Here is a 12,486-nt window from a genome sequence, read left to right on the forward strand (position 1 = left end):
CTGAAAGCAGAGTAACAGTATGGAGGAAAAGGGTGGAGATGCACGGTGCCAGGTAGTGCGGGGTGACAAGGGAGCGCAGGTGGTAAGGAAAGGCGGATGGGAAAGTCACGGGATAAACCCGGAGACTGCATTGGACACTGTTGTTTTTGAGGATAGGACGGGCACGGAGATCTACACGAGTTGGCTCGTCGGCAGCGGCAGATGGGTATAAGAGACGGGGACAGGGGTGGGGGTCAGCCCGCACCGGCGCAGCGGATATGACCCAGACCTTAAGCCGTCCAGCCGCCGTCGATGATCTGCACCTGGCCGGTGGTGTAGGTGGCGCCGGCGAGATAGACGGCGAGGTCGGCGACTTCCTCCGGCTGACCAATGCGGCCGATCGGCTGTCGGGCGATGAAGGCTTTCTTGGCCGCTTCGAAATCGCCGGTGGCGTGCCAGCGTTCGTGCAGCGACGGCGATTCCACCGTGCCCGGGCAGATGGCGTTCACCCGGATGCCCTTGTCGGTATAGTCGGCGGCCATCGATTTGGTGAGCCCGACCACGGCGGCCTTCGAGATAGTGTAAGCGGCGCGGTTCGGCACCGCGGTCACCGACGAGGCGACGGTCGCCATGTTGATGATGCAGCCATCCTTGCGCTCCAGCATCTGCGGCAGCACCGCCTTGATGGCACGGATCTGCGCCCAGACGTTGAGGTCGAAAGCGAACTCGAGGTCCTTGTCGGGCATCTCCAGCACGGTACCCGACTGCACCACGCCGGCGCAGTTGAACAGGATATCGATGCGGCCGATCTCGGCCACCGCCTTGTTCACTTCCTCGGTGCTCAGCACGTTGAGCACCCGGGTGGTGACACCGGGAGTGCCGTCCAGTTCCTTGAGCTTTGCCGCATTGACGTCGGTGGCGATCACCTTGGCGCCGGCCTTGACGAAGGCATGCACCGAGGCGAGGCCGATGCCCTGTGCCGCGGCGGTAATGAGAACGATCTTGCCGCTGATATCGGCCATGGGAAGTCTCCAGTTCTTGCTTGGTGTCTCAGGCGGCGAGGTGCGCGTCGGGCGCGCGCCTCGCAGTGTAGATGGCGGTGGTCATGTTGCGCTCGACGCGACCGCCGAATTGCCGGGTCGCGATCTCGGCCAAACCGTCGAGCAGGCGCGTCCGCTCAACGGGAGGCAGCGCCGTCACGTTGGAATAGGTGGAGTAGAGTGCGCGTACCCCGGTGGGGTCGAGGGCGAGCGTCCAGCGCAGGAACTGCGGCTTGTCTGACACGAACCCTGCCGCGTCAAAATCTGCTAGACGGGCGTCGGCATCGCTGGCGAACGAAAGTCTGCCCGAACCACGACCCGTGCTGACACGATGTCCTTCGAACAGGTGTGCGGTGGCCTCATGGAACGGATCAGCACGTCCGGCGTCGCCAAAGTCGTTCCAGATCAACGCCACGGCGCCGTTATCGCGCAGCAGGCCGCCGATGCGCTTGAGTGCTGGAACCGCATCAAGCCAGTGGAACGCCGTCGCGCTGACCACCAGGTCGAATGACGTGGGCCGCAGTTCGGCATCCTCGAAGGTCTCGCCGACCACCGTGAGGCGTGGGTCGGCTGCGGTCCTGGCGAGGAATGCTGCAAGCCGCGCATCAGGCTCGATCGCGACCAGCCGCGCCGGATCGTGCTTCAGCAGCGGAATCGTCGCGAGGCCGGTGCCGGCGCCAATCTCGAGGATGTCGATGCCGGCGCGAAGACCGGCCCGCTGCACCAGCGCATCCCAGGTCGCCTGCGGATAGGGCGGCCGGGCAGCATGATAGTTCGCCGGATCGGCGCCGAACGCTGTGCTGCCAAAACTCCGTTCCAGGCTGGCTGGCGCGTTGGCGATGGTCCCCATCCTATTTCACGGCCCGCTCAAGCGTTGAGATGACCCATTTGTTGAGACTGATGCCTTCGCGGCTGGCGGCCGTGGATACGGCCTTGTGCAGCGCCGGTTCGGTGCGCACGACAAACTGCCCGGAGAATGGCTTCTCCGGCTCTTCGCCGCGCGATCGGCAGAATTCGATGTAGTCCTCGACGGACTCGGCAAGGGCCTGTTTCAGCTCGGCCGCCGAGCTGCCCTGGAAGGTGATGACGTCGCGCAGATTGATGACTTCGCCGTGGAACAGCTCGGCGTCCTCGTCGAACTCTACCGTGGCCTCATAGCCCTTGTAGTGCATGTTCATGGCGTGATCCCCGCTTCGCTCAGGAAGCGCCGTACGGACATCACGGCGCCCTTATCGGTTTCCTTCTGCGGGTGAGGGCGGTGGAACACCGCGCGGACGCCATTCAACGCAACCCGGACGCGTGAGCCGTTTCCTTCACTAAGCTCTGCGCCGGCCGCAGCGAACAGCGCCTCGACATCGCGCCATGCGATGCCTGCCCGCGCCGGGTCGGCAAAGATCGCCTCAAGCGTGGCGCGATGTCGACCCGTCAGCGACATATAGTATCACATTCCAGTATCATCAAGACTAGAGATGGATCGAATGCGAGCCTTCGACGGTCATCCGCTCGATGGCGTCGAAATCCCAGGCGATGCCCAGCCCCGGCTTCGACGACGGGATCGCCTTACCATCCCGGATGGTCATCCGTTCAGTCGTCAATTGGTCTAGCTGCGGGATGTATTCGACCCAGCGGCCGTTTGGAGTGGCGGCGCAGAGCCCGACATGCAGCTCCATCAGGAAGTGCGGGCAGACCGCGATGTTGAAGGCCTCGGCCATATGCGCGACCTTCAACCAGGGGGTGATGCCGCCGACCCGGCCGACATCGACCTGGATGATCGAGCAGGCATGGCGCTCGAGATACTCGCGGAAATGCATCGCCGAATAGAGGCTCTCGCCGATGGCGATGGGAATCGAGGTGTGTTCCGAGAGCCGGGTGTGACCGGAAATGTCCTCGGCGGTCAGCGGCTCCTCGAACCAGCCGATATCCAGCGGCTCATAGGCGCGGGCCCGGCGGATTGCTTCGTCGACATTGAAGCGCTGGTTGGCGTCGGTGAAGATTTCGAAGCCGGGGCCGACCGCCTCGCGCACCGCTGAAATGCGGCGCACGTCCTCATGGATCGGCCGGCCGACCTTCAGCTTGCAGCCGCCGAACCCGTCAGCCTTGGCGCGCAGCGCATCTTCGATCAGCGCCGCCTCTTCGAGATGCAGCCAGCCGCCTTCGGTGGTGTAGAGCGGAATGGCGTCCTGTGCCCCACCAGCGAGAATATGCAGCGGCAGCCCGAGCTTGCGTGCCTGGAGATCCCACAACGCCGTGTCGATGGCGGCAAGCGCAATCGAGGTGATGGCGCCGGTAGTGGTGGCATGCGTGAGGAACAACAGCTCTCGCCAGAGCTTTTCGATCTCGTTGGCTTCACGGCCGATAATGGCGGGGACCAGCGTGCGTTTCAGCAGTTCGATCACCGAGTGACCGCCGGTGCCGATGGTGTAGCTGTAGCCGGTGCCGGTGACGCCATCCGCATCGGTGATGCGAACGATCGGGGTTTCCTGCGACACGAACGACTGGATAGCGTCGACCCGCTTCACCTTGGGTTTGAGGTCGACCATCAGCACTTCGACCCGCGCGATCCGCGCCATGGCTTCCTCCCCGAGGCGATGCGCACACCGGCTGAATCCGGCTTGTTGTGCATATGTGAAAAGACTATTCGTGAGTAAGCACGTGAGGTTTGCGGCGTCAATTGCGCCGAAGGGAGGAAGGGCGCGTGGTTCCCCTCGAGGATCTGGAGAAGTACCGCGCCCCGGCCCTCGACAAGGGGCTGGATATCCTCGAGCTCTTGGCGGCGACCGAGGAGAGCCTCAGCCAGGCCGAGATCGCCAAGGCGCTCGACCGCTCACCCAACGAGATTTACCGCATGCTCGATCGGCTGGTGCGCCGTGGCTTCGTGCGCCGCACGTCTGCGGATCGCTATGAGGTGACGCTGAAACTGTTCGAGCTGGCGCATGCCCGCCCACCGCTGCAGCGGCTGTTGAGCCAGGCCATGCCGGTGATGCGGCGCTTTGCGAGGGATGCGCAGCAGGCTTGCCATCTCGCCATCTACGACCGCGGCAACCTGGTGGTGGCGGCGCAGGTCGATGGCCCCGGCTATTGGAACGTCTCGGTGCGGGTGGGCTCGCGCATCAGCCTGATCAACACCGGGTCTGGTCATGTACTGCTCGCCTTCGCTGCGGCCGACGAGCGGCGGCTGATGCTGGAGGAGCAGGATCAGCCCGAGCAGCTGACGCCGGCGCTGGAAGAGCGCCTGACCCGGGTACGCCAGCAGGGTTTCGAGAACATGCAGAGCCTGCAGATCGCCGGGGTGAACAACCTGTCGGTGCCGATCCTCGGGCCGATGGGCCGGGTGCTGGCAGTGTTCACCTGCCCCTATTCGGAGCGGCTGGACGTCAAGACCGCGCCCGGGTGCGATGCGGCTTTGCAGCTGCTGATCGCCTGCGGCCAGGAGATTTCGCAGCGGCGGAGTTGAGCGTCTGGCGTGCCCAACAGCGCCACCAACGCGGGGTCATTCCCGCGAAAGCGGGAACCTCTGTTTTGGTGCCCGCCGCAGAGATCGCAAACGGAGGTCCCCGCTTTCGCGGGGATGACCCGGTGGGTTGGTAGACCATCGGGGACGGCATTCAGGATTTGAGGAGTAACAACCGAATGAAGCGTTATGGCGCGGTGCTGGGGCTGAAGCCCGAGGCAGTGGCGGATTATGTGCGGGTGCACGCCGCGGTGTGGCCGGATGTGCTCAAGCAGATCAAGAACTCCAACATTCGCAACTACTCGATCTTTTTGAAGCAGCCGGAGAACCTGCTGTTCTCGTATTTCGAGTATGTCGGCACCGACTACGCCGCCGACATGGCGGCGATGGCGGCCGATCCGGTGACGCAGGAATGGTGGTCGGTGTGCATGCCGATGCAGTCGCCGCTCGAGACTCGCAAGGATGGCGAGTGGTGGGCCTCGATCGACGAGGTGTTCCACACCGATTGAGTGAACCGATGCAGCCGAAGCTCGCCTTCGCCTACGATCCGCAATTCACCGAGCACGTCTTCGCCGCCGAGCAGTTGCAGCGGCTGGGTGGCCTTTGCGACATCCTGCAGCATGAGCCGCTGCTCGAGCTCACCTCGCCTGATGCGAAAGCCATACTGGCGGAGACCGAGATCCTCGTCACCGGCTGGGGCCCGCCGCAGCTCGATGCGACAACCCTCGCGGCGGCGCCGAACCTCAAACTGATCGCCCACTCGGCGGGCTCGATAAAATACTTTATCGCGCCCGAGGTGGTGGAGCGCGTCACCGTGACTTCGGCGGTAACCGCCAATGCGGTGCCGGTGGCCGAGTTCACCGTCGCGGCGATCCTGTTTGCCAACAAGGGCGTGCTGCAGTTCCGCGACATCTACCGGCGCGAACGGCGGCACCTGCGTTCGCATCCGCTGATGGCCTCGGGGCTCGGCAATTATCGGAAGACCGTCGGCATTATCGGCGCGTCGCGCATCGGGCTCAAAACCATCGAGCTCCTGGCGCCTTACGATTTCGAGCTGCTGCTGACCTCGACCAGCACCACGCCAGAACAGGCGGCAGCGCTTGGGGTGGAACTGGTCGAACTCGACGAGCTGATGGCCCGTTCCGACGTCGCCTCGCTGCATGCCCCCGCGCTGCCCTCGACCCGGCACATGATCGATGCGAGGCGTCTGGCGTTGCTGCGCGACGGCGCAACCTTCATCAACACCGCCCGCGGCAGCATCGTCGACCAGGATGCGCTGCTGCGCGAGCTGGTCGCCGGGCGCCTCAACGCGGTGATCGATGTCACCGAGCCCGAAGTGCTGCCGGCGGAGTCGCCACTTTACGATCTGCCCAACGTGCTGCTGACCCCGCACATCGCCGGCGCCATCGGCGGCGAGCGCGAACGGCTCGGCACGCTCGTCGTCGACGAGGTCGAGCGCTTCGTTCGCGGCGAGCCGCTGCTCTACCGCGTGCCACACGAGTTGCTGGGACAACTGGCCTGAGCTCGTTTGACTGTACCGAACTTCCTGATACAAACGCCGTTCAGCGTTTGGGAGCGTCACGATTCATGAGCCGCAACTTCCTGCTCATCGACCCCGAGGAGAGGCCGGAGGTGCTCAAGGCGCTTGCCTCCGAAGTGCGCGTCGCCATCCTCAAGCTGCTGCACGTGCAGGGCGCGATGAACGTCAACGATATCGCGGCCAAACTCGGCCAGCCGCAATCGACGGTCAGCTCGAATATGCAGACCCTGGTGGAAGCCGGGCTGGTGCGCACCGAGACGCAGAAAGCCCGCAAGGGCAACCAGAAGATCTGCCACAGCCTGTTCGATGAAGTGCTGGTGATGTTCAAGGAGGACATTCGCCCGCTGAAGGCCAATGCCATCGAAGTGTCGATGCCGCTTGGGCTCTATACCAGTTGCGATGTTTCGGCGCCCTGCGGGCTCTGCTCCACCGAGGGGATCATCGGGCTGCTCGACGTGCCCGACACCTTCCTCGATCCTGACCGCATGAAGACCGGCCTGATCTGGTTCACCCGCGGCTATGTCGAATACCAGTTCCCCAACAATGCCCGCCTGGCGCAGCAGAAGATCACCTCGATGGAGTTCAGCTTCGAGCTGAGCTCGGAAGTGCCCGGCACCAGCGCCGATTGGCCTTCCGACATTACCGTCGGCGTCAACGGCCAGGATATCGGCACCTGGACTTCGCCCGGCGATTTCGGCGACAAGCGCGGCGTCTACACCCCGGACTGGTGGAAGCTGAAGGGCAGCCAGTACGGCAAGCTCAAGAGTTTCCGCGTCAATGGCACGGGGACTTATGTCGACGGCATGAAGATCTCGCCGGTCTCGCTCAAGGACCTCGACCTCGACACGCACCACTCGATCCGGCTCCGGGTCGGGGTGAAGGAAGATGCCAAGCACCCGGGCGGCATCAACATTTTCGGGCGTGGCTTCGGCAATTACGATCAGGACATCGTGCTGCGGATCGAGACGGAGTGAGGGGAAGCGAATGGCGAGCGGCGAATAGCGAGTAGGGACTCGTGGCCGCCTAACCGCCTATTCGCTACTCACCATTCGCTACTCGCTCGTATCTCTTGACGCGCCGCGACCTGTTCCATATCAAGCTACGCGATATAAATCACCAAAGCTGGTGACATGGAGGAGCGTATGCGGGCGACGGTAACGGCGCACAAGGACTATACCATCTCGAAGATCGACGACCGGGTGTACGGGGCCTTCCTCGAACATCTCGGGCGCGCCATCTATACCGGCATCTACGAGCCCGGCCACGCCACCGCCGACAAGAACGGCATGCGTGGCGACGTCGCCCAACTGGTGCGCGAGCTCAAGGTGCCGATGGTCCGCTATCCCGGCGGCAACTTCGTCTCCGCCTATAACTGGGAAGATGGCGTCGGCCCGCGTGAACAGCGCCCGACCCGCCTCGACCTCGCCTGGCATACCTCCGACAGCAACGCCGTGGGCGTCCACGAATTCGCCGACTGGTGCGAACTGGTCGACACCGAGATGATGCTCGCCATCAATTTGGGTTCGCGCGGCCTCGACGATGCCCGCAACTTCCTCGAATACGTCAATGGCCCGACCGGTTCGTACTGGGGCGATCTGCGCAAGAAGAACGGCCGCGCCGACCCGTTCAACGTAAAACTCTGGTGCCTCGGCAACGAGATGGACGGCCCCTGGCAGGTCGGTCACAAGACCGCCCATGAGTATGGCCGGCTCGCCAACGAAGTCGCCAAGACCATGCGCGCCTTCGACAAAAAGCTCGAGCTGATCGTCTGCGGTTCGTCCAACGCCGACATGCCGACCTATCCCGATTGGGAACGCGAGGTGCTCGAGCACACCTACGACAATGTCGACCACATCTCGCTGCACATGTATTTCGCCAACCGCGACAACGAGCGCGCCCTGGCCGAAGGCGGCACCCCTGAGGTGTTGGCCAAGAACACGGCCAACTACCTGGCGCTGAACGAAAAGCTCGACCGCTACATCGCGACGGTGGCCTCGACCATCAACTTCGTGAAGTCGAAGAAGCGTTCGAAGCACGACGTCTATATCAGCTTCGACGAATGGAACGTCTGGTACCACTCCAACAAGCAGGATCGGAAGATCCTCGACGGCAATGACGGCTGGCCACATGCGCCGCGCCTGCTCGAAGACATCTACAATTTCGAGGACGTGCTGCAGGTCGGCCTGATCCTCAACACCTTCATCCGCCGTTCCGACGTGGTGAAGCTCGCCTGTATCGCCCAGCTGGTGAACGTCATCGCGCCGATCATGACCGACCCCAAGGGGCAGGCCTGGCGGCAGACCATCTATTACCCCTACTACTTCGCCTCGGTGTTCGGCCGCGGCACGGCGCTGCAGCTCGATGTCAACTCGCCCGGCTACGACGCCGTGCATGGCGACAATATCGGCTATGTCGACGTCTCCGGCGTCCACAACGAAGAGGACGGCACCATCAGCTTCTTCGCGGTGAACCGCCACGCCACCGAAGCGATCGATGTCGACCTCAGCCTTCAGGGTTTTGGGGCAGCGACGGTGATTGACCACCAGGTGATGACCCACGCCAACCTCCGCGCCGTCAACACGGCGACCGAGCAGACCAACGTTGCTCCCGCGAAGGGCACCGGCGCCAAGGTCGACGGCAAGACGCTGAGCGTGAAACTGGCGCCCTACTCGTACCAGATGATCCGCGTGAAGGTCTGAGGCCTGCCGGAAAGTTCTCCGGCGCGTCGCTGCCACGATGCGCTGGAGGGGGATTGAGTTGGCCGCTTTAGCGCGGAGTTTGAGGCTTGTTGCCTTCTCCCCTCGTCCGCTGACCACAAGGGGAGAAGGCCATCTCCCCAGCATTCTCGCGATGGGCTAGACAACAATGCGTCTGCCGCTAGTGAGACCAGACCGTGCTGAAATTCTCCGCCAACCTCTCCTTCCTCTATCCCGAGCTGCCGTTCCTCGAGCGCTTCGCTGCCGCCGCGGCAGACGGGTTCCGGGCGGTGGAATATGCCGTCCCCTATGTAGCGGAGGCCGAGGACCTTGCGGCGCTCAATGCCCGGCATGGCCTCGAGCAGGCGCTGTTCAACCTGCCCGCCGGCGACTGGGATGGCGGCGAGCGCGGCATTGCCTGTCACCCCGATCGGGTCGATGAGTTCCGGGCCGGAGTGGATGTCGCGCTCCGCTATGCGCGCGTGCTCGGCTGCCGCAAGGTGAACTGCGTCGCCGGCATCGCGCCGCAGGGCATCGCGCCTGACGTGCTGGAGGCGACCCTGGTTGCCAACCTCGACTACGCGGCGCCACGCTTCGCCGCGGCCGGCGTGAAGCTGCTGGTCGAGCCGATCAATCCGCGCGATATTCCCGGCTTCTACCTGACGACGGCGCGCCATGCCGAGCGGGTGCTCGATGCGGTGGGCTCGGACAACCTCCAGATCCAGTACGATCTCTACCACCAGCAGGTGACCGCCGGTGACCTGGTCCCGACCTACGAGCGGCTCAGGCACCGCATCGGCCACATCCAGATCGCCGACACCCCGGGCCGGCATGAGCCGGGCACCGGCGAGATCAACTATGGCTTCGTGCTCGGCGAACTCGACCGGCTCGGCTATGACGGCTGGGTCGGTTGCGAATACCGCCCGCTGGCCGGCACCAGCGCCGGGCTCGACTGGATGGCGCCCTACCGCTGAGGCAAAGCGTCCGCCAGTCGGGGCGGGCCATCTGAGGACATCGCCCCGAGTTGCCCCGGCCTGCCCCGAGTGACCAGCTACGCCGGTCGCCGCGGCCCTCCTAGCTTCGATCCAGTTGGTCGGGTTCGGGCAGTCGAGCGATGGGGTCTTCGAGGGTTTGGCGGCGCCTGTTCGCTGCAACGGTGGCAGTCGAGCTGTCGCTCGCCGTGGCACTGGCGCCGGCGCGGGCGGCCGATGTCGACATTTCCACCAGCACCACCACCGGGGTGGACCTCAACCTCTATGCCGGCACCACGGTCGATATCCTCTCCGGCGTTTCGGTCAGCAACACCCTGGGCGGGCCGACCGTAAGCGGTACCGGCACCTGGACGCTCGGCAACCACGGCACGGTCAGTGGGCAGATCAAGCTCGATGGCGCCGGCTCCACGGTCACCAACGCGGGTCTGCTGAGCGGCGGCAACACCATTACGCTGCTTGGCGGCGGCACCGTGGTCAACGAGCTGGGCGCGACCATCAATGCCACCAGCAGCGGTATCAGCATCGGCAAGTTCCCCAGCGGCGGCAATCCCGGCGTCGGTCCGGGCGTTGTCGTCAATTCCGGCACCATCACCCAGGTCGTTGCCGGCGGCGACCTGGTGTTGCTGCAGTTTGGCGGCTCGGTGACCAATACGGCGACCGGGGTGATCACCGGCAACAGTTCCGGCAACGCCGTGTCGATCGGTCAGGGCACCGAGCGCACGGTGATCAACTCCGGCAGCATCATCAACACGCGGCAGACCGGTAACTCCACCGGCGTGTTCGTGCAGGGCGGGCCCAGCACTATCACCAATACTGCCGGCGCCATCATCAGGGGCGGCTTCAATGGCGTCTATGCCAGCGCCACTGGCGTGCTGACCTTTTCCAATGCCGGCACCATCGAATCGACCGGCAGCAGCGCCAATTCCAAAGCCGTGGAGGCGACCGGCGGCGGCACGTTCCTCAACTCCGGCACCATAAGGTCGGCGGCGGGCGACGGGCTCTACCTCAACGCCACCGGCACCGTGACCAACTCGGGCACCATCACTGGTGCGGTGAACGCCATCAACTTCAATGGCGGCAGCACGCGAACCCTGAAGCTCGATACCGGCTCGGCGCTCAACGGGCTGGTAAAGGGCGGCACCGGCACCGACAACCTGATCCTCCTCGGCGCCGGCAGCGAGAGCCTCGCCAAGTTCCTCAACTTCGAGACCCTGTCGATGCAGGGCAGCGCCTGGGCGCTGAACGACGCCGGCAGTTTTTCGACCAGCGCTGAGGTGCAGGCCGGGGTGTTGACCGTCGCGGGCACGCTCACCAGCCCGGCCATCGATATCCGCGCGTTGGGGACGGTCAGGGGTACCGGCACGCTGGCGGGCGCGGTGAACAATGCCGGCACGATCGACCTGACCGCCGGTACCCTGCATGTCACCGGCACCTACGCCAATGGCGGCACCGGCGTGCTGCAGGTCGGGGTGACGCCCGCTGCCGCCAGCGGCGTGCTGGCCGTATCGGGCGTCGCGACACTCAGCGGCGGCTCTGTTCGCGCCCTGACCGCGCCGGGCGTCTACACCGTGGGCAGCGGCTACATGGTGCTCACCGCGGCCAGCGTTGTCGGCGGCTTCGGCGGCGTGGTCGACGACTCCGCCTTCCTCCAGTTCGTGCTCGACTACGACACACCCGGCGAGGTGTGGCTGCGCGTTTCGGCGATCGCCAACCTCCCCGCGATCGCCGAGACGCCAAACCAGCTCGCCACCGCCACCGCGTTGCAGGCGCTGCCATCGAGCCCGCTGTTCGACGCCGTAGTGCCGCTGAATGCCGCCGATGCGCTCGAGGCCTTCGACGACCTCTCGGGCGAGGTGCACGCCTCGCTGCTGCGCCCCCTCACCGCTGCCAGCCGGCACCCGCGCGACGCCGCCTTCGATCGCCTCGATGCGGCATTCGCAGCGCTTGCCGAGAGCCAGGTCGGCGCCCGAAACATCTGGGCTCGCGGCTATGGCGGGGCCGGTGCGGTGGAGGGCGACGGCAATGCTGCCGGGTTCGATTTCGGCTCTGGTGGCTTGCTGGTCGGCGCCGACGGCCTGGTGAGCCGCGAGGTGTTCCTCGGGGTGCTGGCGGGCATCGGTGGCGTTGCCGTCGACCTGCCGGCGCGGGACTCCCGCGCCGAAGCGGCCAGCTACCAACTGGGCCTCTATGGCGGCGCGGCGCTGGGCGAAGTGCGATTGGCGTTCGGCGCGGCTTTGGGCTCCAACCAGGTGTCGATGACCCGCACCCCGAGCTTCACCGGTTTCAGCGAAACGGTCACGGCCGACTATGCCACGACGACGGCGCAACTGTTCGGTGAACTCGGCTATGCGTTCGAGCTCGGCGAGGTCACGCTGACGCCGTTTGCCCGCGCCGCGCTGATCGGCCAGTCGGGGGGGCGCTACGCCGAGAGCGGAGGCGACGCGGCCCTCAGCGGCGCTTCTGCTGCTATCGGCGCGACCGTGCTGACCGCCGGCCTCAAGGCGGCGCGCCGCTTCGTGCTTGACGATGGCCTGGTGGTCGCCGCCCGCGGCAGCATCGCGCTGCAGCGCACCACGGGCGACCAGCCGACCGCCACGCACGGCTTTGCCGGCGGCGCGCTGTTCACGGTTGATGGTGCCAGGCTCGGTGATACCGCGCTGCTGCTCGAAGCCGGGCTCGGCACCGAGTTGGCGCCGGGCGTGAGCCTCGATCTCGGCTACCAGGGCCAGCTCGGCAGCGCGCAATCGGCCCAGGCGGTGAAGCTCACGCTGTCGGGCAAGTTCTGAGA

At 65.1% G+C, this 12,486-nt stretch carries 12 protein-coding genes; 7 read left to right on the top strand and 5 right to left on the bottom strand.

Going from position 1 to position 12,486, the window contains the following annotated elements; all coding sequences use genetic code 11:
- Positions 1 to 269 precede the first annotated feature (269 nt).
- Genes VW23_RS21345 through VW23_RS21365 form a run of 5 tightly spaced genes read right to left on the bottom strand, consistent with a single transcriptional unit; the run spans position 270 to position 3,589 of the window.
- Entirely contained in the window at positions 270 to 1,001 is a 732-nt protein-coding gene (locus tag VW23_RS21345; RefSeq protein WP_055873541.1) for an SDR family oxidoreductase, read from the bottom strand.
- 28 nt (positions 1,002 to 1,029) lie between these two features.
- Positions 1,030 to 1,860, bottom strand: coding sequence for a class I SAM-dependent methyltransferase (locus VW23_RS21350; protein WP_069911529.1), 831 nt, complete (start codon positions 1,858 to 1,860; stop codon positions 1,030 to 1,032).
- Positions 1,861 to 1,870: 10 nt separating this feature from the next.
- Complete coding sequence (locus VW23_RS21355) at positions 1,871 to 2,197, bottom strand: type II toxin-antitoxin system HicB family antitoxin (RefSeq protein ID WP_201788080.1); 327 nt, start codon at positions 2,195 to 2,197, stop codon at positions 1,871 to 1,873.
- The gene (locus VW23_RS21360; protein WP_069911522.1) at positions 2,194 to 2,454 is read right to left on the bottom strand and encodes a type II toxin-antitoxin system HicA family toxin; all 261 of its coding nucleotides are present in this window, start codon (positions 2,452 to 2,454) and stop codon (positions 2,194 to 2,196) included. The genes VW23_RS21355 and VW23_RS21360 overlap by 4 nt, the downstream gene beginning before the upstream one ends.
- 28 nt (positions 2,455 to 2,482) lie before the next feature.
- Complete coding sequence (locus tag VW23_RS21365; RefSeq protein ID WP_069911523.1) at positions 2,483 to 3,589, bottom strand: mandelate racemase/muconate lactonizing enzyme family protein; 1,107 nt, start codon at positions 3,587 to 3,589, stop codon at positions 2,483 to 2,485.
- Positions 3,590 to 3,714: 125 nt separating this feature from the next.
- Here VW23_RS21365 and VW23_RS21370 point away from each other — a divergent pair, with 125 nt between their 5' ends.
- The 7 genes from VW23_RS21370 to VW23_RS21400 all read left to right on the top strand — a co-directional run bounded on the left by VW23_RS21370 (position 3,715) and on the right by VW23_RS21400 (position 12,484).
- Positions 3,715 to 4,473 carry an IclR family transcriptional regulator gene (locus tag VW23_RS21370; RefSeq protein ID WP_055873534.1) on the top strand — a complete coding sequence of 253 codons (759 nt, stop codon included), beginning with the start codon at positions 3,715 to 3,717 and terminating at the stop codon, positions 4,471 to 4,473.
- Positions 4,474 to 4,649: 176 nt separating this feature from the next.
- Positions 4,650 to 4,979: an L-rhamnose mutarotase gene (locus tag VW23_RS21375; protein ID WP_055873531.1), complete on the top strand. Its 330-nt coding sequence runs from the start codon at positions 4,650 to 4,652 to the stop codon at positions 4,977 to 4,979.
- Between the two features lie 8 nt (positions 4,980 to 4,987).
- Complete coding sequence (locus VW23_RS21380; protein ID WP_069911524.1) at positions 4,988 to 5,992, top strand: hydroxyacid dehydrogenase; 1,005 nt, start codon at positions 4,988 to 4,990, stop codon at positions 5,990 to 5,992.
- Between the two features lie 65 nt (positions 5,993 to 6,057).
- Positions 6,058 to 6,984: an ArsR/SmtB family transcription factor gene (locus VW23_RS21385; RefSeq protein WP_069911525.1), complete on the top strand. Its 927-nt coding sequence runs from the start codon at positions 6,058 to 6,060 to the stop codon at positions 6,982 to 6,984.
- A 168-nt stretch (positions 6,985 to 7,152) separates the two neighbouring features.
- The gene (gene arfA, locus VW23_RS21390) at positions 7,153 to 8,709 is read left to right on the top strand and encodes an arabinosylfuranosidase ArfA (protein ID WP_069911526.1); all 1,557 of its coding nucleotides are present in this window, start codon (positions 7,153 to 7,155) and stop codon (positions 8,707 to 8,709) included.
- A 194-nt stretch (positions 8,710 to 8,903) separates the two neighbouring features.
- On the top strand, positions 8,904 to 9,680 hold the full coding sequence (gene hyi / locus VW23_RS21395; protein ID WP_069911527.1) for a hydroxypyruvate isomerase: 777 nt from the start codon (positions 8,904 to 8,906) through the stop codon (positions 9,678 to 9,680).
- 140 nt (positions 9,681 to 9,820) lie between these two features.
- On the top strand, positions 9,821 to 12,484 hold the full coding sequence (locus VW23_RS21400; protein WP_141728431.1) for an autotransporter outer membrane beta-barrel domain-containing protein: 2,664 nt from the start codon (positions 9,821 to 9,823) through the stop codon (positions 12,482 to 12,484).
- Positions 12,485 to 12,486: the final 2 nt, after the last annotated feature.

Origin of the sequence: Devosia insulae DS-56 (genome assembly GCF_000970465.2) — a bacterium.
Classification (GTDB): Bacteria; Pseudomonadota; Alphaproteobacteria; order Rhizobiales; family Devosiaceae; genus Devosia_A; species Devosia_A insulae.